Annotated in this window: 19 protein-coding genes and 1 tRNA gene; 14 read left to right on the forward strand and 6 right to left on the reverse strand. The window is 64.1% G+C overall.

Annotated features, from left to right (window positions below):
* Positions 1-20: 20 nt before the first annotated feature.
* The 3 genes from gloB (at position 21) to AC1Y2B_RS13925 (ending at position 4,236) form a co-directional block, all read left to right on the forward strand.
* Positions 21-788, forward strand: a complete 768-nt coding sequence (gene gloB / locus AC1Y2B_RS13915; protein WP_482253705.1) for a hydroxyacylglutathione hydrolase — start codon at positions 21-23, stop codon at positions 786-788.
* Positions 789-973: 185 nt separating this feature from the next.
* Positions 974-3,292 (forward strand): ATP-dependent Clp protease ATP-binding subunit ClpA, encoded by a 2,319-nt coding sequence (gene clpA, locus AC1Y2B_RS13920; RefSeq protein WP_482253706.1) that lies wholly within the window; start codon positions 974-976, stop codon positions 3,290-3,292.
* Positions 3,289-4,236 (forward strand): M23 family metallopeptidase, encoded by a 948-nt coding sequence (locus AC1Y2B_RS13925; protein WP_482253707.1) that lies wholly within the window; start codon positions 3,289-3,291, stop codon positions 4,234-4,236. Before clpA ends, AC1Y2B_RS13925 begins: the two co-directional genes overlap by 4 nt.
* Here AC1Y2B_RS13925 and AC1Y2B_RS13930 read toward each other — a convergent pair.
* A complete protein-coding gene (locus AC1Y2B_RS13930) occupies positions 4,233-4,898 on the reverse strand; it encodes a GntR family transcriptional regulator (protein ID WP_482253708.1) in 666 nt (221 codons plus the stop codon). The genes AC1Y2B_RS13925 and AC1Y2B_RS13930 overlap by 4 nt on opposite strands.
* 39 nt (positions 4,899-4,937) lie before the next feature.
* Positions 4,938-5,633 carry a M48 family metallopeptidase gene (locus AC1Y2B_RS13935; protein ID WP_482253709.1) on the reverse strand — a complete coding sequence of 232 codons (696 nt, stop codon included), beginning with the start codon at positions 5,631-5,633 and terminating at the stop codon, positions 4,938-4,940.
* A 142-nt stretch (positions 5,634-5,775) separates the two neighbouring features.
* Between AC1Y2B_RS13935 and AC1Y2B_RS13940 the strand changes: the two genes are divergently transcribed.
* The 3 genes from AC1Y2B_RS13940 (at position 5,776) to AC1Y2B_RS13950 (ending at position 7,164) form a co-directional block, all read left to right on the forward strand.
* The gene (locus AC1Y2B_RS13940; RefSeq protein WP_482253710.1) at positions 5,776-6,111 is read left to right on the forward strand and encodes a TIGR02300 family protein; all 336 of its coding nucleotides are present in this window, start codon (positions 5,776-5,778) and stop codon (positions 6,109-6,111) included.
* A gap of 124 nt (positions 6,112-6,235) precedes the next feature.
* Positions 6,236-6,311: transfer RNA gene (locus tag AC1Y2B_RS13945), tRNA-Ala, on the forward strand.
* Between the two features lie 274 nt (positions 6,312-6,585).
* A complete protein-coding gene (locus AC1Y2B_RS13950; protein WP_482253711.1) occupies positions 6,586-7,164 on the forward strand; it encodes an RBBP9/YdeN family alpha/beta hydrolase in 579 nt (192 codons plus the stop codon).
* A 114-nt stretch (positions 7,165-7,278) separates the two neighbouring features.
* Here AC1Y2B_RS13950 and AC1Y2B_RS13955 read toward each other — a convergent pair whose 3' ends face one another.
* Complete coding sequence (locus AC1Y2B_RS13955; RefSeq protein ID WP_482253712.1) at positions 7,279-7,527, reverse strand: accessory factor UbiK family protein; 249 nt, start codon at positions 7,525-7,527, stop codon at positions 7,279-7,281.
* 117 nt (positions 7,528-7,644) lie between these two features.
* Here AC1Y2B_RS13955 and lgt point away from each other — a divergent pair, with 117 nt between their 5' ends.
* The 6 genes from lgt to AC1Y2B_RS13985 all read left to right on the forward strand — a co-directional run bounded on the left by lgt (position 7,645) and on the right by AC1Y2B_RS13985 (position 13,950).
* Entirely contained in the window at positions 7,645-8,532 is an 888-nt protein-coding gene (lgt, locus tag AC1Y2B_RS13960) for a prolipoprotein diacylglyceryl transferase (protein ID WP_482253713.1), read from the forward strand.
* Positions 8,529-9,584 carry a class I SAM-dependent methyltransferase gene (locus tag AC1Y2B_RS13965; RefSeq protein ID WP_482253714.1) on the forward strand — a complete coding sequence of 352 codons (1,056 nt, stop codon included), beginning with the start codon at positions 8,529-8,531 and terminating at the stop codon, positions 9,582-9,584. Before lgt ends, AC1Y2B_RS13965 begins: the two co-directional genes overlap by 4 nt.
* The gene (gene pgeF, locus AC1Y2B_RS13970) at positions 9,584-10,333 is read left to right on the forward strand and encodes a peptidoglycan editing factor PgeF (RefSeq protein WP_482253715.1); all 750 of its coding nucleotides are present in this window, start codon (positions 9,584-9,586) and stop codon (positions 10,331-10,333) included. Before AC1Y2B_RS13965 ends, pgeF begins: the two co-directional genes overlap by 1 nt.
* Before the next feature lie 242 nt (positions 10,334-10,575).
* Positions 10,576-10,740: a hypothetical protein gene (locus tag AC1Y2B_RS13975; RefSeq protein WP_482253716.1), complete on the forward strand. Its 165-nt coding sequence runs from the start codon at positions 10,576-10,578 to the stop codon at positions 10,738-10,740.
* A gap of 443 nt (positions 10,741-11,183) precedes the next feature.
* A complete protein-coding gene (locus AC1Y2B_RS13980; protein WP_482253717.1) occupies positions 11,184-12,554 on the forward strand; it encodes an aspartate aminotransferase family protein in 1,371 nt (456 codons plus the stop codon).
* 10 nt (positions 12,555-12,564) lie between these two features.
* Complete coding sequence (locus AC1Y2B_RS13985) at positions 12,565-13,950, forward strand: glutamine synthetase family protein (RefSeq protein ID WP_482253718.1); 1,386 nt, start codon at positions 12,565-12,567, stop codon at positions 13,948-13,950.
* Between the two features lie 203 nt (positions 13,951-14,153).
* On the opposite strand, the gene AC1Y2B_RS13990 is transcribed toward AC1Y2B_RS13985, so the two are convergent.
* From AC1Y2B_RS13990 to AC1Y2B_RS14000, 3 genes are all read right to left on the reverse strand, one after another.
* Complete coding sequence (locus AC1Y2B_RS13990) at positions 14,154-14,840, reverse strand: sirohydrochlorin chelatase (protein WP_482253719.1); 687 nt, start codon at positions 14,838-14,840, stop codon at positions 14,154-14,156.
* 30 nt (positions 14,841-14,870) lie between these two features.
* Complete coding sequence (locus tag AC1Y2B_RS13995) at positions 14,871-16,010, reverse strand: aromatic ring-hydroxylating oxygenase subunit alpha (RefSeq protein ID WP_482253720.1); 1,140 nt, start codon at positions 16,008-16,010, stop codon at positions 14,871-14,873.
* 148 nt (positions 16,011-16,158) lie between these two features.
* Complete coding sequence (locus tag AC1Y2B_RS14000) at positions 16,159-16,923, reverse strand: SDR family NAD(P)-dependent oxidoreductase (protein ID WP_482253721.1); 765 nt, start codon at positions 16,921-16,923, stop codon at positions 16,159-16,161.
* 141 nt (positions 16,924-17,064) lie between these two features.
* Here AC1Y2B_RS14000 and pip point away from each other — a divergent pair, with 141 nt between their 5' ends.
* Both pip and AC1Y2B_RS14010 read left to right on the forward strand, forming a co-directional pair.
* On the forward strand, positions 17,065-18,033 hold the full coding sequence (pip, locus tag AC1Y2B_RS14005; protein WP_482253722.1) for a prolyl aminopeptidase: 969 nt from the start codon (positions 17,065-17,067) through the stop codon (positions 18,031-18,033).
* 165 nt (positions 18,034-18,198) lie between these two features.
* On the forward strand, positions 18,199-19,797 hold the full coding sequence (locus AC1Y2B_RS14010) for an ABC transporter substrate-binding protein (RefSeq protein WP_482253723.1): 1,599 nt from the start codon (positions 18,199-18,201) through the stop codon (positions 19,795-19,797).
* Positions 19,798-19,803: the final 6 nt, after the last annotated feature.

Here is a 19,803-nt window from a genome sequence, read left to right on the forward strand (position 1 = left end):
CCCCCCGAAAGGAAGACCCTATGCCGCTGGAACTTGTGACGATCCCCTGCCTGAAGGACAACTACGCCTATCTGATCCACGACGCAGAGTCCGGCCAGACCGCCCTGATCGACGTGCCAGAAGCGGCACCCATCCTTGCCGCATTGCAAGCGCGCGGCTGGAAACTGGGGATGATCCTGCTGACACACCACCATTCCGATCACATTCAGGGCGTGCCCGATGTTGTGGCCGCCACCGGCGCCGTGGTGCTGGGCGCCCGCGCTGACGCGGCCCGCCTGCCGCATCTGGACCGGGCTTTGGCGGAGGGGGATCAGGTAACGGTCGGCGGCGCGGTTGGTCATGTGCTTGACGTCTCGGGGCACACCATGGGCCACATCGCCTTTGTCTTCCCCGACGCGAACCTGGCCTTCACCGCTGACAGCCTGATGGCTGCCGGCTGCGGACGGCTGTTTGAAGGGTCGGCGGCCGCCATGTGGGCCTCACTGTCGAAGCTGTCCGCCTTGCCGGACAAGACGCTGATCTGTTCGGGCCACGAATACACCAGTTCGAACCTGCGCTTTGCCGCCACGATCGAGCCTGAAAACCCCGCCCTTCTGGCCCGGATCGACCAAGTGGCCAAGGCGCGTGCCGCCGGACAGGCCACCGTACCCTCGCTTTTGTCCGAAGAACGCGCCACCAACCCCTTTTTGCGCGCCGGACTGCCACAGGTTAAGGCGGCCGTCGGCCTGCCCGAGGCAACTGACGCCGAGGTCTTTGCCGAAATTCGGGCGCGGAAGGACAAGTTCTGACGGCGTTTCGTCCGTTGCCCATCACTTTTTTGGGTCGCAGCCCCCTCAAGTGCATTTTCCTTGGATTTAGCACTTGAAGATCGTCGTAGAAAACCGATCCTTAACGATATGAGGCCACGGTCAAGACAGGCCCGTCCGATCCCCGTTCGGGCCATGCCGACCTGCAGGACAGGAGCACGACGCAAGTGCCGACATTTTCGACCACACTCGAGCAAGCCATCCATGGCGCCTTGGCTCTGGCCAATGCCCGCCGCCATGAACTCGCCACGCTGGAACATCTCCTGCTGGCCCTGATTGACGAACCCGATGCCTCTCGGGTCATGAAGGCATGCTCTGTCAATCTGGAAACTCTGAAGAAGACGCTGACCGATTTCATCGACGATGATCTGTCCACGCTGGTCACCGATGTGGAAGGCTCAGAGGCGGTGCCGACGGCCGCATTCCAGCGCGTGATCCAGCGCGCGGCGATCCACGTGCAGTCTTCGGGCCGCACCGAAGTGACGGGCGCCAATGTTCTGGTCGCCATCTTCGCCGAACGCGAATCGAACGCGGCGTATTTCCTGCAAGAACAGGACATGACCCGCTATGACGCGGTGAACTACATCGCCCACGGCGTCGCCAAGAACCCCGCCTTTGGCGAGGCGCGTCCGGTGTCTGGCGCGGAAGAGCACCACGAAACCCCGAAAGCCGAAGCTGGGGATGCCAAGGAATCCGCCCTGTCGAAGTATTGCGTTGACCTGAACGTCAAGGCCATCAAGGGCGACGTGGATCCGCTGATCGGCCGCGAGGCCGAGGTGGAACGTTGCATTCAGGTGCTCTGCCGCCGCCGCAAGAACAACCCGCTGCTTGTGGGTGACCCCGGCGTGGGCAAGACCGCCATCGCCGAAGGTTTGGCTCTGAAGATTGTCCGGGGCGAAACTCCGGAAATCTTGGCCGGGGCCACGATCTTCTCTCTCGACATGGGAGCGCTGCTGGCTGGCACCCGCTATCGCGGCGACTTTGAAGAGCGGCTGAAGGCTGTGGTCAAAGAGATGGAAGATCATCCCGACGCGATCCTGTTCATCGACGAGATCCATACCGTGATCGGCGCCGGCGCCACCTCCGGCGGGGCGATGGATGCGTCCAACCTGCTGAAACCGGCGCTGCAGGGCGGCAAGCTGCGCTGCATGGGGTCCACAACCTACAAGGAATTCCGTCAGCATTTTGAAAAGGACCGGGCGCTGTCCCGCCGCTTCCAGAAGATCGACGTGAACGAGCCGAACATCGAAGACAGCATCAAGATCCTGATGGGTCTGAAGCCCTACTTTGAAGAGCACCACGACCTGCGCTATACCCACGACGCCATCCGCGCTGCCGTGGAACTTGCCGCCCGCTACATCCATGACCGCAAACTGCCCGACAAAGCGATCGATGTCATCGACGAGGCAGGGGCCGCGCAGCACCTTCTGACGGAATCCAAACGCCGCAAGACGATTGGCATCAAAGAGATCGAGGCCGTCGTGGCCAAGATCGCCCGCATCCCGGCGAAATCGGTCAGCAAGGACGACGCCGAAGTGCTGCGCGATCTGGAAAAGAACCTCAAGCGCGTGGTGTTTGGGCAGAACAAGGCGATTGAAGCCCTGTCCTCGGCGATCAAACTGGCGCGGGCGGGTCTGCGGGAACCTGAAAAGCCGATCGGCAACTACCTGTTCGCCGGGCCAACGGGCGTCGGCAAGACCGAAGTCGCCAAGCAACTGGCCTCCATCCTCGGCGTGGAGCTGCTGCGTTTCGACATGTCGGAGTATATGGAAAAGCACGCCGTCTCCCGTCTGATCGGCGCGCCTCCGGGATATGTCGGTTTTGATCAGGGCGGCATGCTGACCGACGGCGTCGACCAGCACCCGCATTGCGTGCTGCTGCTGGACGAAATCGAAAAGGCCCACCCGGATGTCTACAACATCCTTCTGCAAGTGATGGACCACGGCAAGCTGACCGACCACAACGGACGGCAAGTCGATTTCCGCAATGTCGTGCTGATCATGACCACCAACGCCGGCGCGTCCGATGCGGCGAAGGAAGCCATCGGCTTCGGTCGTGCCAAACGCACGGGTGAAGATACGGCGGCGGTCGAACGCACCTTCACGCCGGAATTCCGCAACCGTCTGGATGCGGTGATCCCCTTCGCCTCGCTCGGCAAGGAAGTCATCCACCGCGTCGTCGAGAAGTTCGTCATGCAGCTGGAAGCACAGCTTCTGGACCGCGGCGTGCATATCGACCTGTCGCCCGAAGCCGCCGATTGGCTGGGGGATAAAGGGTATGACGACAAGATGGGGGCGCGTCCCTTGGGCAGGGTCATTCAGGAACACATCAAGAAGCCGCTTGCCGAGGAGCTTTTGTTCGGCAAGCTGGTCAAGGGCGGTCTGGTTCATGTCGGCGTGAAGGATGACGCGATCCTGCTGACCTATGAGGAACCTGCCAAGCCGCGCCTGACCGGATCGAAACCGCCCCTTCTGACGGCGGAATGATCAAGGCGCTGACTCTGGCTTTGGCCCTCGCCTCTCCGGCGGGGGCCTTTGAATTGGCGCCGTTCACACTTGGATGGCCCTTGGACTGCACCTTGGGACAGACCTGCCACATCCAGCATTATGTTGACCGCGACCCGGGGCCCGGTGCCAAGGACTTTACCTGCGGCACACTCAGCTACGACGGGCATGACGGCACCGACATCGCCCTGCCCAATGCGGCCGCGATGGCGGCTGGCGTCACGGTAAGGGCGGCAGCCCCGGGCACAGTGCTTGGCGTGCGCGATGGCATTGCCGATTTCGTGCCTCCGGTGGCGGGCAAGGAATGCGGCAATGGCGTGCTGGTCGATGATGGCGCGGGCTGGCAAACCCAATATTGCCATATGAAACAAGGCTCTGTCGCCGTGCGCAGAGGTGACGTCGTCGCGACAGGCACACCTTTGGGCGAAGTGGGCCAGTCTGGCGCGGCGGAATTTCCCCACCTGCATCTGACCGTCCGCCACAACGGCCAACCGGTTGACCCCTTCGCCCCCGATCAAAACACCTGCGGCCCAACCTCCACCCCCGGACTGTGGGCCAGCGCCCTGCCCTATGAACCCGGCGGTTTTCTGGCGGCAGGTTTTGCCACCGAGGTTCCAACCTTTGAGGCCATCCGTGCGGGTCTTCCGCCTTCGGCGATCGCCGCCAATGCGCCGGCCCTTGTCCTGTGGGCAGAGGTGTTTGGTGGCAGGGCGGGCGATTCCCTGACCTTCTCTGTTGCAGGCCCGGACGGGTCTTCGATCCTTCGGGGCAACGCAGATTTGACGCGCAATCAGGATCAGCTTTTCCGCGCGCTTGGCACCAGGCTGCACGCGGCACTGCCACCCGGTCCCTACCTGGGCACGGTCACCCTGATGCGCCAAGGCGCCGAAGTCGGCAAGATCACCACGCAGGTGACAGTTCCCTAGCTTGCCAGATGCCGCAAGCCCTGCGTCACATCCGTGCGCACCGCCAGCCGCAGGCCGGGTTCATCACCGGCCCGCAACGCGGCCAGAATCAGCCGGTGATGGTGCGGCACATCCCGCCGCCGCAGCTTGTCATAAAGCGCCCGCATGGTGGGCCCCAGTTGCAGCCAGACCGTCTCGCAGATGGCCAGCATCGCCGGGGTCTGGGCGCGCAGGTACAGGGTGCGGTGAAACTCCAGGTTGGTGCGCACATAGGCCACCGCGTTATGGTTCAGCACGGCCTCCTGGTTCAACGCGTTGATCGCGGTCAGACGGTCGATCAACGCGAAGTGGGCGCGGGGCAAGGCACGCGAAGCCATCTCAGGCTCGATCAGCGCCCGGATCGCGGCCAGCTCCTCGATCCGCTCCGGCGTCAGTTCCGGTGTCGAAATCCGGCCAGAGGAGGAAATCGTCAACGCCCCCTCCGCCGCCAGCCGGCGAACCGCCTCACGCGCGGGGGTCATCGACATGTCGTGCTGGGCGGCCAATCCGCGCAGGGTCATCGACAGGCCGGGGGCCAGTTCGCCGTGCATGATCTGCTGTCGCAGAAGACGATAGAGCCGTTCGTGTGCGGGCGCCGAAGGATCGGCCAGACGAAGGCTCGCGGGGCGGGGAGATGTGGTCATGGCCTGACCCAAACAGGCGCCAGCCCGCCCGTCAAGCGTTCAGACATCCTGGGCGTCAAAGCGGAAGCTGTGCAATCGCGGACCATGGGCGTGCAACCAGGCGCGCTGGCTTTGCCAACCGGGATAGATCCGCTCCACCACCGTCCAAAACGCATCGGAGTGGTTCATTTCCACCAGATGGGCGCATTCATGGGCCGCGACATAGGCCAGAACCGACGGTGGCGCCATGATCAGCCGCCACGAATACATCAGCGCACCGTCGTGACTGCACGAGCCCCAACGCGACCTTGTGTCGCGCAGGGTGATGCGGGCGATCTTGCGACCAAGCAGACCCGCGTAGTGATCCGAGGCCGCCGCCAACCGGTCCCGGGCCACGGCCCGCAGCCAGGCAGCGGCGCGGGGACCCGCTTGCGCCTCGTGTCCGGGCAGCAAAAGCGAATCACCCTCCAGCCGCGCAATGCGACCGGAACCTTGCGTCAGGATCACCTCGCGCCCCTCGAACAGCACGATGGCCCCAAAACCGATCGCAGACGGCCGCGTCTGTTTTGCCAGCGCCTTGCGCAGCCATGCCTCGTGGCTGCGGGCAAAGTCCATCGCTTCGGTTTCGCGGGCACGGGCGGGCAAAGACAGGGTGACCCGTCCGTCAAGTGCCGAAACGCGCAAGGAAAATCGCCGCGTCCGGGCGGACCGGCGCAAAGTTACCTCGATAGGCGGAAGGCCGGGAAGGACGGGCATGGCACCTCTTGCAACGGGTCTGCAGAATAGCCAAATCAGGGCCAGCCACAACTGCAAGAACCGCCGGCGAAAAGCCTTTGACAGCAGGCTTTCCCTGTGGCAAGCGGACGTTTCTCTGGCACATAGCCTAGCAAGGATTCCCATGCCGAAAGCCGAATGGGGCACGAAGCGGATCTGCCCGACCACGGGCAAGCGCTTTTATGACCTGAACCGCATGCCGATCATCAGCCCCTACACGGGCGAAGTTGTCGATATCGAAAGCGCGCGTCGCAAGATGGCGGCTTCGGTCATCGCACGCGTCGCACCTGAGAAGGACGATGACGTTCTGGTGGACGATCTGGACACCGATGACGATCTGCTGACGCCCGGCGTCGCCGATGACGCGGAGCTGGACGATGAACTTCTGGAAGAAGACGCCGACGACAATGTGTCGCTCGACGATCTGACAGAAGTGCCCGGCGACGAAGAGGAAGTCTAAACAAGGGGTTGGGGGCGAAATTTCGGGAAGTGCATTTTTCCTCTTGCACCCTCCGCCGCCCCCGCCTAATAAGCCGCCACGACGCGCCCAGCGTCGAACGACTGAAAGGTCGGACCGGTTAAACGGGGTCATAGCTCAGATGGGAGAGCGCTTGAATGGCATTCAAGAGGTCGGGAGTTCGATCCTCCCTGGCTCCACCAACCATCTCGGCATCAAGGCCCGCCTCACGGCGGGCCTTGTGCGTTTCAGGTCTCTGGATTTATATACGACTTAAACGATGGACTTTAAAATTATTGTGTGGCATACCGGGTTCAAGGAGATCGCCATGACCCGAATCGCGCCCAACACCCGGACCTCCACACGCCGCACCCGTGCCGGATATGCCTTGTCCTGCGTCGGGCCTGCCGCCGTTGCCTCGCCGGTTCACAGGCGCCTTCTGCCCCCCTCCCCCCGCCGCATGCCGGAGGTTTGCGCATGACGACCCTGATCATCCCCGGCCTCGACGGCTCTCGTGAAGGGCATTGGCAGCAATGGTGGCTGGACAATGATCCCGCCTCGCGCCCGGTTCATCTGGCCGAGCTGCACCACCCGGTCCCGGAAGACTGGGAGGCCGAGCTGGTCTCGGCCATCATGGACAACCCATGCTGCATTCTGGTCGGTCATAGCCTGGGCGCGGTGCTGGTGGCCCGGGTGCTGACAAAGTGGCCAGCGCTGGATGTGAAGGCCGCCCTGCTGGTTGCCCCAGCCGAAGACCCCAGCCACCCGCGCGCGAAACCCTTCACGCCCCTGCCGGAACTGGCGCTGCAGGTGCCCACGACCCTTGTCGCCAGCCGCAACGACCCTTGGATGAGCCATGGCCGCGCACGCAAGTTGGCCGGCCTGTGGCGCTCACGCTTCGTGGATGCCGGGATGGCGGGGCATATCAACATCGAATCGGGCTTTGGCCCCTGGCCACTGGGTTTTGCACTGCGCGACGAGTTGCGTGACCGCGCCGCCTTCCTGCCCCATCGCGGTTCGACCGCACGGTTTTCCAGGCTTCAGACGACGGGCTGACGGGCCCCACCTCCTCCTCCCGCCCGCAGCCTGTTCGCGCCCTGTCCCCCGGGGTGCGAAATGCAAGAGGGGCCCGCCAAATGGCAGGGCCCCTCTTCGCCTGAACCGAAACGGTCAGGCCTTCAGCTTGGCTTCCAGCGCCGCAAGACGCACTTCCAGGGCGATATTTTCTTCACGCGCCTTTTGCGCCATGGCGCGGATGGCATCGAACTCTTCCCGTGTGACGAAATCGCGATCCGCCATCCACCGGTCGATGAAAGATTTCATCGCGGTCTCGGCCTCGGTCTTGGCACCTTGCGCAACACCCATGGCGTTGGTCATCAGCTTGCCGACGTCGTCGAAGAACTTGTTACCCGGCTGCATGTCAGGCCTTCCTTTCGTTTGTGCATATATGGCGCGCCCCCCCTTGCCCTGCAAGGTGGCAGAGGTTGACTTCGCAAGGCCCTGCGCAGAAAACCGCGAGGAAAACCGCGAGGCCCCATGTCCTACATCCCCTTCCCGCCCGTCACGCCAGAGGTCTTTTCGATCAACCTCTTCGGCATGACTTTCGCGCTGCGCTGGTACGCGTTGGCCTATATTGCCGGGCTGCTGGCGGGTTGGGCGCTGATCCGTCATGCCCTGCGCACGCCGCGTTTGTGGCGCGTGCCCCCGATGCGCGAGGATCAGCTGGAACGGCTGCTGACCTGGGTGATCGTCGGCGTCATTCTCGGCGGGCGGCTTGGATATGTCTTTTTCTACCAGCCCGGCTTCTACCTCGCCAACCCGCTGATGATCCTGCGGGTCTGGGAGGGTGGCATGTCCTTCCACGGCGGATTCCTCGGCGTCGTGGTGGCGGGCCTGCTGTTCTGCCGGATCGAGAAGATCCCCACCCTTACCACCGGGGACCTTTTTGCTTCTGTCGCCCCCATCGGCCTGTTCCTTGGCCGCATCGCCAATTTCATCAATGCCGAACTTTGGGGCCGCCCGACCGATCTGCCCTGGGGCGTGGCCTTTCCCGGTGATGCCGCCCAACTGTGCCCCGGGGTGCTGACGGTCTGCGCCCGCCATCCCAGCCAGATCTACGAGGCGCTGCTGGAGGGTGTGCTTTTGGGCACCATCGTCCTGTGGGCGGTCTGGCGCGGCGGCTGGCTGACCAGCCCCGGCAAGGTCATGGGGATTTTCATCGCCGGCTACGGGATCACCCGCTTCGTGGTCGAATTCGTCCGCCAACCTGATGCGCAATTCGTAACGGAGGGTAATCCTCTGGGTCTCGCCTGGCAGATCAACGGCTGGGGGCTGACGCAGGGTCAGGCGCTGTCCATGCCGATGATTGCGGTGGGTCTGTGGTTCTTCCTGCGGGCCCGCGCCCAAAGGACGTTGGCCGCATGACGGCACTCGCCGAGATCCTTGCGGCCCGCATCCGGGCCAATGGGCCGATCAGTCTGGCCGACTATATGACCGACTGCCTGCTGCACCCGACCCACGGCTATTACACCACCCGAGAGCCCTTTGGTCTGGCGGGTGACTTCACCACCGCGCCGGAAATCTCGCAGATGTTCGGAGAACTGCTGGGTCTTTGCCTGGCCCAGACGTGGCTGGATCAAGGCGCCCCCAAACCCTTCACGCTGGCAGAAATCGGCCCCGGTCGCGGCACTCTTATGGCCGATGTCCTGCGCGCCACCAAGGGCGTTCCCGGCTTCCATCAGGCGATGCGCCTGACCCTGATCGAGGCCTCACCGCGTCTGCGCAACCTTCAGGCCACCACGCTGCAGCCCCACGCACCGCTTTGGCTGGACAAGGTGCAGGACCTGCCCGATCTGCCACTCTACCTCATAGCCAACGAGTTTTTCGATGCCTTGCCGATCCGGCAATTCCAGCGTGCCGGTCCCGGTTGGCGGGAAAGGCTGGTGGGGCTGCACGGGGATGCGCTGACCCTGGGCCTGGGGCCGGTGCTGCCCGTCGCCGCGCTGACGCATCGCTTGGTCGACACGGCCGAGGGTCAGATCGTCGAAACCTGTCCACAGGCAGCCCCGATCATGGCCGCCATCGCCAGCCGCATGCCCCGGCAGGGCGCCGCGCTGATCATTGACTACGGCGGCTGGCACTCGCGGGGCGACACCTTTCAGGCCTTGCACGCCCACAAGCCCGTGGACCCTTTCGCCACCCCGGGCGCGGCTGACCTGACCGCCCATGTGGATTTCGAGGCGCTGGCCCAAGCCGCTGCCCCCGCCGTCCATGCCTTCACCACACAGGGCGCCTTCCTGACCGCCCTTGGTCTGGCCCAGCGGTCTGCCCGACTGGCGCAAAACCTGACCGGCGCCGCCCTGCAATCCCACCTTGCCGCCACGCACCGCTTGACCGCAGCCACGGAAATGGGAACCTTGTTCAAGGTGCTGGCCGTTTACCCTGCCCTTTGCAATCCTCCACCCGGAAGTGCCTGATGCTGGAAATCCTGACCTCTGACGCCATCTCGCTGCGCCACGGCTTCTTCACCCGCAAAGGCGGCGCGTCTTCGGGCATATTTCAGGGCCTGAATTGCGGTCCTGGCTCCACCGATCTGTCAGGCGCGGTGTTGATCAACCGCAACCGCGTGGCCGATTCCTTGGGGCTGGACCACGGCGCTTTGGTCAGCCTGCACCAGATTCACTCCAACAAGGTCGTCACCCTGACCGAACCGCCGGCCGAGCGCCTGATTGCCGATGGCATGGTCACCGCCACGCCGGGCATCGGCCTTGGCATTTTGACCGCAGATTGCCAGCCCGTTCTGTTCGCTGACCCTGTGGCGCAGGTGATCGGCGCAGCCCATGCAGGCTGGCGCGGCGCACGCGACGGTGTGCTGGAAGCGACGGTGGACGCCATGGAAGCCCTTGGCGCCAAACGTGAAAACATCGCGGCCATCATCGGGCCCACCATCAGCCAACCCGCCTACGAGGTCGGGCCAGAGTTCTTTGAATCCTTCACCGATGACGACCCCGCCTCGGCCCGGTTCTTCATCAACGGCAAGGGCGACCGCCTGCTGTTTGATCTGCCCGGCTACGGGCTGCAGCGCCTCAGGCAAGCTGGCGTCGGCCACGCCGAATGGACACGCCACTGCACCTATCGCGACCCTGACCGATTCTATTCCTTCCGCCGCACGACTCACGCACACGAGGCGGACTACGGCCGCCTGATCTCGGTGATCCGGCTTTAGGGCCTTTGCGGCACGATCTGGAAGCCAACAGCCGCAAACGCGCCACAATTTTACACAAATTTACACAACTCAGAAGATTTTCGACAAATCTTTCAGGTGGTTAAGCTTGCGCCGTGTTCGCCGCAATCTGGTTAACACCAAAGGCGAACAACCCTATCCTTTTGGGTAAACCGCCAAACCCACGCCGCAAACCAACAGCATATTGGCTCCAAGGACGAAACGACAAACAACAGGAGCAAGAAATGCAAACCGAACGCCGTTGGCTGAAAAGCGCGATCGCTGCCAGTGTTGAAGAAAAGGTCTGCATGCCGTGGCAACGCGACGACCGGACCCGCCCCGAGGCGATGAAGCCCGCCGCCGTTCAACTGGCTCCGGCCCGCCAACCCATCGCAATGGCCGCCCGCTAAGCGGCCATCGCAGACCACATCATCTTCGTGCGCAAGCATGACCCAAGGGGCCGAGTTGATCCGGCCCCTTTGTCTTTTTCCTGATTCGGCCTCGACGTGAAGCGATTGACCAAGCTTCGACACCAATGGCGTGTCGTTAACCATACCGTTGACGCGATCTCGCAAATTTTGACGCGATTTTGACAACCCGTCCGGAATGCTCCATGGTTTATCCGTGGTCCTGCCACACCAAAGGCGACACGGCGCAGCAAGACCTTCGGGCAGCGCCGTCACGCCGTGGCACAGGTGAAAGCCTGCGGGACGGTTCGGTATGGGGCGGCCCTGGTGTTCCTCTGACACCTCAAGGGGCCGCTCTTTTCGTTTCAGGCCCGTCAGGCGCTGCTCTGCGGTCTTCCATTTGATCAAATTTTCCGACATAAGGGGCCGAACCTGAAGGACCTGCCATGCCCCTTTCCAAAAACATCGCCGGACTCCGCCGCGACAAACTGGAAGCCCTCGCCCTGCGCGAGGCACGCCGTTTCACCACCACCCGGCCCAATTCGGCCCGCGCCATGGCCAAGGCGGCCGACGTCTATCTGGACGGCGTGCCGCTGCATTGGATGAAAGACTGGCCGATGCCGCACCTGCCCCTGGTGGCCGAGGCCGAAGGGGCCACGATCACCGACATAGATGGCTATCAGATCAACGACTTCTGCCTGGGCGACACCGGCTCGATGTTCGGCCATTCGCCCAAGCCGGTGGCCAAGGCGATCCGGGCGCAGGCCCGCAAGGGTCTGACCTATATGCTGCCGACCCAGGATGCGCTGGACGCCGGTCGCCTGTTGTCGGAAACCTTTGGCGATTTCCGCTGGCAAATCGCCACCACCGCCACCGATGCCAACCGCTTTGCGCTGCGGGTGGCGCGGGCGGTTACGGGGCGGCCCAAGGTTCTGGTTTTCAACGGCTGTTATCATGGCACCGTTGATGACACCTTCGTCACCCTGCAGAACGGAAAGACCGTCAACCGTCCGGGCCTGCTGGGTCAGGTGGCCGATCTGGCCCCGCTTGCTGTCTGCTGCGAGTTCAACGATCTGGCCGGTGTCGAAGCCGCCCTTGCCGAGGGCGAGGTCGCCGCCATCCTGACCGAGCCTGTGATGACCAACTCTTGCATGGTCCTGCCGCAACCAGGTTTTCTGGACGGCCTGCGCCGTCTGGCCACCCAATATGGCAGCCTGCTGATCATTGACGAAACCCACACGATTTCCACGGGTTATGGTGGATATACCCGCGTGCATGGCTTGCAGCCCGATATTTTCGTGGTGGGCAAATGCGTGGCGGGCGGCCTGCCGACCGCCGCTTGGGGCCTGTCGGCCAAGACCGCCATCCGCTATCAGGCCGCCAATGCCAACCGGCCCTCGGGCCACTCTGGCATGGGCACCACACTGTCGGCCAATCCCCTGCAATTCGCCTGCCTGCGCGCCACACTGTCCGAAGTGATGACGACCGAGGCCTACGACCACATGGACAGCCTCGCCCAGCGTCTGGTCGAGGGGCTGTCCAAGGCGATCACGGACCACGACCTGCCCTGGCACGCCCTGCGTGTCGGCGCGCGTGTGGAGTTCATCTGCGCCCCCGGCCCGCTGAAGAACGGCGCCGAGGCAGCCCTTGCCCACCAACCGCAGGTCGAGGCGGCGCTTCACATGGCGCTGTTGAACCGCGGCTGCCTGATTGCGCCATTCCACAACATGATGCTGATCAGCCCCGCCACGAAGAAGCGTCAGGTCGATGCCCTGATTGCCACCTTCGACGAAGTGCTGACCGAACTGACGGCTTGAAAGAATGACCATGACCAGCCCCTCCGGCTCTACTGTTGACGAAGCGGAAGCCTTTCTGAACGCCCACCCCGAGGTTGAGGCCTTCGATATCGTCTTGCACGATGCGAACGGAATTGGCCGGGGAAAGATCATAAGGCGCCATGAGCTCTTGTCTTTTTACAAGAATGGGCGGCTTTTGCCGATCTCGATCCTTGGTCTCGATATCTGTGGCGAGGATGTCCATGAGACCGGGCTGATCTGGGATCAGGGCGATGGCGACCGCCGGGCCTGGCCGATCCCCGGCACGCTGAAGGCCCTGCACAAGACCACCCCGCCGCGCGGCGAGGTCTTGATGAGCATGTATGACCTTGAAGGTCACCCGATGACCTCTGACCCGCGCCATGCCTTGCAGCGGCAGGTGGATGCTTTGGCGGCTGAAGGGCTTTTCCCGGCTGGCGCGTTTGAGTTGGAGTTCTTCCTGCTGGAGAACCACCGGGGCCCGGACGGCAAGATGGTTCCGGCGCGGGATGTGCTGGATGGGCGGAGTTCCAACAAGACCGATGTCTATTCGGTGGACAAGCTGCATGGCATGCTGCCCTTGTTCAATGACATCTACAAGGCGGCGGAACTGATTGGAATCAAGGCAGAAACCCTGATTTCCGAATTCGCCCCGGGTCAGTACGAGATGACGCTGCACTACCGCGAAAACGTGGTTCAGGCCGCCGACGACCTGATGCGCCTGAAGCGGATCGTGCGGATGAACGCGCGGGCGCATGGTGTGACGGCCTGTTTCATGGCCAAGCCGAACGAGGACTATGCCGGGTCTGGCATGCATTTTCATGTGTCAATGCAAGATGTTACGGGCAAGAACGTGTTCATCGAGGCGGTTGAGGGCCTGTGGTCGGACACCATCAGGCATGCCATCGGCGGGTTGCGGTCGACGATGGGGGAATCGATGCTGGTCTTTGCGCCGCATGCCAACTCGTGGCGGCGCTTTGCCAGCAATTCCTACGCTCCGGTGAGCCCGACCTGGGGGGTCAACAACCGCTCGGTGGCGCTGCGGATTCCGGCGGGGGACATCAAGGCGCGGCGGATTGAGCATCGGCCTGCGGGTGTGGATTCAAACCCTTACCTGGTGGCGGCGACGGTTTTGGCGGGCATTCGGCATGGTTTGAAGCACCAGATCGACCCCGGTCCGGAGACGACCGGCGATGGCTATGCCAACGGTGCGGATGCGCCGGCGATTCCGCTGGATTGGCGGTCGGCGATTGAGGCGGCCAAGGCCTCGGACTTCCTGAAGGGGGCCTTGGGCGAGGACATGCACCGCACCTTCACCGCCATCATGGAGGCGGAGTACAAGCGGGTGATGCGGACCGTGTCGGAAGTGGACTTCGATCTGTACCTTTATACGGTCTGAGCCGGGTGTGAAGGAAGGGTTAAGGCGGCTTGGCGCGGCACGGCGAATCGGCTGATTTTGCGCTGGTTAACGTGGAAAATCAGCGGTTTGGGCCGTAGGTTTCACGTCGGTTTGCCGTAAGTCATCCGTCATTTCCGTGTAGTTACAGGGCGTTTGCCGGCGGTTGTTAACGCAACGCCCGTAGGGTGGGGTTCAACCCCACCCTACGCCTGCAACGCGGCCGCAATCAGTCCCGGAACCCGGTCGTCGCGCCCGAGCGGCGGCAAGAGGCGGCCCGGGAAGCCCGCGGCAGCCAGCGCCCCGGGAAGGTCGTCGGTCACATGTCCCCCTTCGGCGGCGAAGAAGGGCAAGCACAGCGCGCCCGCGTCAAAGCCGGTGGCGGTGGAGATCTGCGGGGCCTGATCAATGAAGAAGGCCTCTGCCCGCGCAAAGCCGGCGCGTTTGATCTGCTGCGCCAGCGCGTGGGCCACCTGTGCCGGGGCGGTGCTGCGCGAGGAGCCGTGCGCGGCGAGCAGGACCTTGGTCTGTTCCGGGGTGCGTCCGGCGCTTGCGGCGGCCTCGGTCAAGACGGTGCGCGCCAAGGCCTGCACGCCTGCGTCCAGACCGAAGGGCGGCAGGTAGGCCCAATCCTCTGCCCCCGCCGCCTCCATCCGGCGCGGCAGTTCCACCATCGGGAACCAGCCACCGGCCATGAACAGGGGATAGACCAGGCCCCGGGCGCGCCCGTCGACTGCGGCGGCCAGGGCGCCGGGTTTGGCGAGTGTAGCGCTGTGGACCTGCCAGCCGGGCAGGTGGACTGCGACGCGGTTGGACAGATCGGCCAAGGCGGCCTCGGCACTGTCGGGGTCAGAGGGTTGGCCGTGGCTGACGATCAGGGCTGTCTTTGTCATACCCGCCAAGTAGCACCGCGGGCGCGGCAATCAAGCCTGTGGGAACTTCGAGGCGAGATATTGTGCGAATTCAAAGTTCGGGCGCTCCAGATGGCTGAGCGGACCGGGGTCCGACAGGCCCGCCACCAGACCGCGATAGACCTTTTCGACGCAGCCCTTGTCTTCGACATTCACGTCATCGAGCAGCGCCTTGACGGCGGCCAGATGCGAGCCGGCTTCGGGGTCGGCCATCCATTCCGCGCTCATCCCGCCACCGAACAGGACATCGACCTGATCGGGGCCCTGCGGGGTCAGCGACAGGTACCAGAAATAGCCGGGCGTCAGGGTGATCATCAGGCTGGGGTAGATGGCCAGCAGCCAGGTGATGCGGCGGTCATCGCCCTTGAGCGCGGTGTTGGAGGGATGGGCGAGCGCCAGCGGCACCGTGTCGTTCTTGACAATGTAATGATAGTTGAAGGCCAGCGTGCCTTCGGGGCAGGTCATCTTCATCAGGTCGACCGCGCCGCCGATGGTGCCGGCATGGCAGACCGGCAGGTGATAGCTTTCCATGAAATTCTCGGCCAGCACCTTCCAGTTGGTGTTCCAGCGGAAGGTCTCCCGAAAATTCTCGACATAGGTTGCCATGTCCAGATGGCCGACCAGCTTTTCCACATCCGCCAGCGCCACCGAGGGCGCGGGCGCGTCGGGGTTCAGGGTGACCATGATCCAGCCGAGCCAGTTTTCGACCCGGACAGCGGGCAGGCGGATCGCCTCGCGGCAGAAACTTTCGTTGGCGGCCATGGCGGGCGCACCGCGCAGGGTGCCGTCGAGGTTGTAGGTCCAGGCGTGGTAGGGGCAGACGATGGAGCGGACATGGCCGCGCCCTTCCAGAAGGGTGGACATGCGGTGGCGGCAGACGTTGGACATGCCGCGCAACTGGCTGTCCTTGTCGCGCAGGATGATCACGGGTTCCCCGGCGATGGTCAGGGTCAGGTAATCGCCGGGCTCTTTCAGCGCATCGGCGCGGCCGGCGCAAAGCCAGTCCCGGGCGAAGATGTGCTCGACCTCGAGTGCGGCGAAGTCGGGCGAGGTATAGACCGATTTCGGCATGGCAAAGGCGCGTTCAAAGGGCACCGCGACATTGGCGCGCAACGCCTCAATGGGGGACAGGGCTGGATCATGGCGGGTCATCGGCGGCTCCCGGGGGGGCGGAACAGGACGGATCGCGCAACAGGCGCTGAACGGGCTGTGGATCAGGCTATGGATCGCCGCTGCAAGTGCAAGACTTTTGTTCCTAAGTCCGGGAAAAGGCCGGCCTAATCGTTGGCACGCCAATGACTTAGGTGGGATAGGGCCAAGGCGCCTGCGAGAAGACCCCGCCATCGACGTAAAGCGTCTGGCCGGTGACGAAGCTTGCGGCCTCGGAGATGAGGAACAGCATGGGGCCGACAAGGTCTTGCGGGGTGCCGATGCGGCGCAGCGGGGTCAGGGGGCTCCAGGTTGCGGCGTAGTCGCCGGCTTCGGCGGCGGTGCGTTCGGTGGCGATGGCGCCGGGGGCGATGCAGTTGACGCGGATGCCGAAGAGGCCGAGTTCCGAGGCGGCGACCTTGGTGAACTGCTCGATCCCGCCCTTGGAGGCGGTGTAGTCGACCAGACGCGGGAAGGCGAGCTTGTTGCAGCCCGAGCCGAGGGTGACGATCGCCCCGCCCTGCCCTGCCGCCTGCATGGCCTTGGCGGCGGTGCGGGTGTTGAGGAAGGTGCCGCGCAGGTTGGTGGCCATGACACGGTCCCAATCGGTGACGGACAGGTCAAGCAGGCTGGACCAGGTCTGGATGCCGGCGTTGTTGATCAGGACCTGCGGCGGCACCCCGGCCCAATCGCGGGCTGCGGCGTGGAAGGCCAGAACCTGCGCCTCCTCGCCGGCGTCGCTTTCGACGGCCAGCGCGCGACCGCCCGCCGCGACAACAGTGGCGACCAGCGCTGCCGCATCAGGGGCGGCGTTCAGGTGGGTGAAGGCCACGGCATAGCCCGCCCCCGCCAGCCCCAGCACCAGATGCCGTCCGATGGCGCTGTTGCCCGCCGTAACCAGTGCCAGTCGTGTCATGGCGTCCTCCGCTTTGGCACCATGATAGGGGCTGGAACCGGAGCGGCAAGGGCTGGCCGGGTCAGATGCGTCTTTGGGCCAAGATGAAGAGGCTTGCGGCGCGGCGCAGGACCTTGGAAGCTGCGCGGCAAGGAGATGCCGATGACCGACCGCCGACCGCTTTATCCTGCGCTGGAGCCGTACCGGACCGGACGGCTGAAGGTCTCGGCGGGGCACGAGCTGCATTTCGAGGAATGCGGCACCCCGACAGGGCAACCGGCCCTGGTCCTGCATGGCGGACCCGGCGGCGGCATTTCGCCGTTTCTGCGGCAGGGCCATGACCCGGCGCGCTATCGCATCATCCTGTTTGACCAGCGCGGTTGCGGCCAATCCACCCCCTTCGCCAGCCTGGAGGACAACACGACCTGGCACCTTGTCGCCGACATCGAGGCGTTGCGGCAGCATCTGGGGATCGCGCGCTGGCAGGTGGTTGGCGGATCCTGGGGGGCGACGCTGGCGCTGAGCTACGCGGTGACCCATCCGCAAAAGGTGACCGCGTTGATCCTGCGCGGGGTTTTCACCGCCCGGCAGCGCGAGATCGACTGGTTCTATGAAGAGGGCGGCGCCAGTGAGATGTTTCCCGAGGCCTTTGCCGCCTATCAGGCACCGATCGCCCCGGCCGAGCGGCACGCGATGGTGGCGGCCTATCACCGCCTGCTGACCGGCCCCGAGGGCCCCGCCCGCGCCGAGGCCGCCCGGCAATGGACCCTGTGGGAGGGGCGGACCATCTCGCTTCTGCCGGACCCTGCGCGGGAGGCGGCGTGGAACGCGGGCGGGTTTGCCGAAGCCTTTGCCCGGATCGAGAACCACTATTTCCACAACCGCGCCTTCTTTGCCGAGGATGGCTGGCTGCTGGCGCAGGCGCATCGGTTGCGGGGCCTGCCCGGCACCATCCTTCAGGGCCGCTATGACGTCTGCACCCCGCCCCGCACGGCGGTGGATCTGGCGGCGGCCTGGCCCGAGGCCCGTCTGATCCTGGTGCCCGATGCCGGCCACACCGGGACCGAGCCGGGCATCGCCGACGCCATGGTGCGGGCCACGGATCTTTACGCCACGGCCGCAGCGGGCTGAGCCTTTGCCCAAGGCCCGGGCAGTTGCACAGGGCTTGGGCAGTTCCTGTCGGCCGGTGGTTGACAAGGGCGCATGAAAGTTGCCCACTCGATCAAGGATTGAACCGGGACTCAGCCAACGGGGCCGGTGCCTGAAATATACGTAAACAAAAACAGGGAGTTACACATGACCTTTCTTCCCTTCGCCCGCAACGTCGGCGCAGCGACGCTTGCCGCCCTTCTGTTGGGAACCGCGCCGTCGGCCCTTATGGCCGCAACCCCGGCCGATACACTCGTGATTGCTGCCGCAATTGACGACATTGTCTCGCTGGACCCTGCGGAAGCTTACGAATTTTCCGGCCTTGATGTTGTGAACAACACCTATGACGGGCTGGTCGAGATCAATCCCGCGACGCTGGCGCTGGAGCCGGGTCTGGCGGCAAGCTGGTCGGTGGCCGATGACGGCGTGACCTATACGTTCAAGATGAAGCCCGGGGTGACCTTTTCGTCCGGCAACCCGGTCACGGCGGAAGCGGCGGCCTATTCGCTGCAGCGCGCCGTCAAGGTCAACAAGACCCCGGCCTTCATCCTCAACCAGTTCGGCTGGTCGGCGGACAACGTCGATACCATGATCACCGGCACAGGCGACACGCTGACCATCAAGGTGTCGAAGCCCTTCGCGCCGACGTTCCTGTACAACTGCCTGACGGCGGGCGTGGCCTCGATCGTCGATGCCGAGACCGTCAAGCAGCATGACGTCAATGGCGACATGGGCAACGAATGGCTGAAGAACAATTCCGCCGGCACCGGGGCTTATACGCTGAAGTCCTACAAGCCGAAGGAAGGCATCATTCTTGAGGCGCGTGCCGGGTATTGGCGCGGCGATGCCAAGATCAAGAACGTCTTCATCCAGCACATCCCGGAAGCTGCGACCGAGCGTCTGCAGCTGGAAAAGGGCGATGTGGACGTGGCGCGCGCGCTGACGCCCACCGATGTCGCCGGTCTGGCGGACAACAAGGATGTGGCGATCCAGAATGACGTGGGCGGTCAGGTCTATTATCTGGCCTTCAACCAGAAGAACGAGAATTACAAGAACGCCAAGTTCCTCGACGCGATGCGTTGGGCGATTGACTATCAGGGCATGGCCGACACCATCATGAAGGGCGCCGTGATCCCGCACCAAAGCTTCCTGCCGCAGGGCTATCTGGGGGCGCTGGACGATCTGCCCTACAAGCTGGACCTCGACAAGGCCAAGGCGCTGCTGGCGGAATCGGGCATCAAGGACCCCAAGATCACGCTGGAAGTCCGCAACGCCGCCGACCGCATGGATGTGGCGCAGTCGATCCAGAACACCTTCGGCCAGATTGGCATCACGGTGGAGCTGAAGGTTGGCGAGGGGGCCGAACAGCTGAAGGACTACCGCGCCCGTCTGCACGACGCGACGCTGCAGACCTGGGGCCCGGACTATCCCGACCCGAACACCAACTCCTCGACCTTCGCGGAAAACCCCGACAATTCGGACGCGGCCAAGGCCACCGGCTATCTGGCCTGGCGCAACTCGTATGATCCGGGCGCTTTGACGGCGGCCAGCCAAGCGGCGGTGATGGAGCGCGATCCCGACAAGCGCAAGGCCGACAACGAGGCGATCGAGAAGACCCACCGCGAGACCTCGCCCTTCATCCTGATGTTCCAGCAAGCCCGTCAGACCGGCATCCGCGCGACCGTCAAGGACTTCTACACCGGTGGCGCGGTTGACGCCGCGGCCTACTGGCTGGCCACCAAGTAAGGACCC

Source organism: Stagnihabitans sp. (genome assembly GCF_964946895.1).

Coding starts and splice junctions, on each gene's coding strand:
- AC1Y2B_RS13975 (WP_482253716.1), top strand. CDS start 10,576: ATGCAAACCGAACGCCGTTGGCTGAAAAGCGCGATCGCTGCCAGTGTT.
- AC1Y2B_RS14010 (WP_482253723.1), top strand. CDS start 18,199: ATGACCTTTCTTCCCTTCGCCCGCAACGTCGGCGCAGCGACGCTTGCC.
- AC1Y2B_RS13935 (WP_482253709.1), bottom strand. CDS start 5,633: ATGCCCGTCCTTCCCGGCCTTCCGCCTATCGAGGTAACTTTGCGCCGG.
- pip (WP_482253722.1), top strand. CDS start 17,065: ATGACCGACCGCCGACCGCTTTATCCTGCGCTGGAGCCGTACCGGACC.
- AC1Y2B_RS13985 (WP_482253718.1), top strand. CDS start 12,565: ATGACCAGCCCCTCCGGCTCTACTGTTGACGAAGCGGAAGCCTTTCTG.
- AC1Y2B_RS13930 (WP_482253708.1), bottom strand. CDS start 4,898: ATGACCACATCTCCCCGCCCCGCGAGCCTTCGTCTGGCCGATCCTTCG.
- AC1Y2B_RS14000 (WP_482253721.1), bottom strand. CDS start 16,923: ATGACACGACTGGCACTGGTTACGGCGGGCAACAGCGCCATCGGACGG.
- gloB (WP_482253705.1), top strand. CDS start 21: ATGCCGCTGGAACTTGTGACGATCCCCTGCCTGAAGGACAACTACGCC.
- AC1Y2B_RS13995 (WP_482253720.1), bottom strand. CDS start 16,010: ATGACCCGCCATGATCCAGCCCTGTCCCCCATTGAGGCGTTGCGCGCC.
- pgeF (WP_482253715.1), top strand. CDS start 9,584: ATGCTGGAAATCCTGACCTCTGACGCCATCTCGCTGCGCCACGGCTTC.
- AC1Y2B_RS13925 (WP_482253707.1), top strand. CDS start 3,289: ATGATCAAGGCGCTGACTCTGGCTTTGGCCCTCGCCTCTCCGGCGGGG.
- AC1Y2B_RS13980 (WP_482253717.1), top strand. CDS start 11,184: ATGCCCCTTTCCAAAAACATCGCCGGACTCCGCCGCGACAAACTGGAA.
- AC1Y2B_RS13965 (WP_482253714.1), top strand. CDS start 8,529: ATGACGGCACTCGCCGAGATCCTTGCGGCCCGCATCCGGGCCAATGGG.
- AC1Y2B_RS13955 (WP_482253712.1), bottom strand. CDS start 7,527: ATGCAGCCGGGTAACAAGTTCTTCGACGACGTCGGCAAGCTGATGACC.
- AC1Y2B_RS13940 (WP_482253710.1), top strand. CDS start 5,776: ATGCCGAAAGCCGAATGGGGCACGAAGCGGATCTGCCCGACCACGGGC.
- AC1Y2B_RS13990 (WP_482253719.1), bottom strand. CDS start 14,840: ATGACAAAGACAGCCCTGATCGTCAGCCACGGCCAACCCTCTGACCCC.
- lgt (WP_482253713.1), top strand. CDS start 7,645: ATGTCCTACATCCCCTTCCCGCCCGTCACGCCAGAGGTCTTTTCGATC.
- AC1Y2B_RS13950 (WP_482253711.1), top strand. CDS start 6,586: ATGACGACCCTGATCATCCCCGGCCTCGACGGCTCTCGTGAAGGGCAT.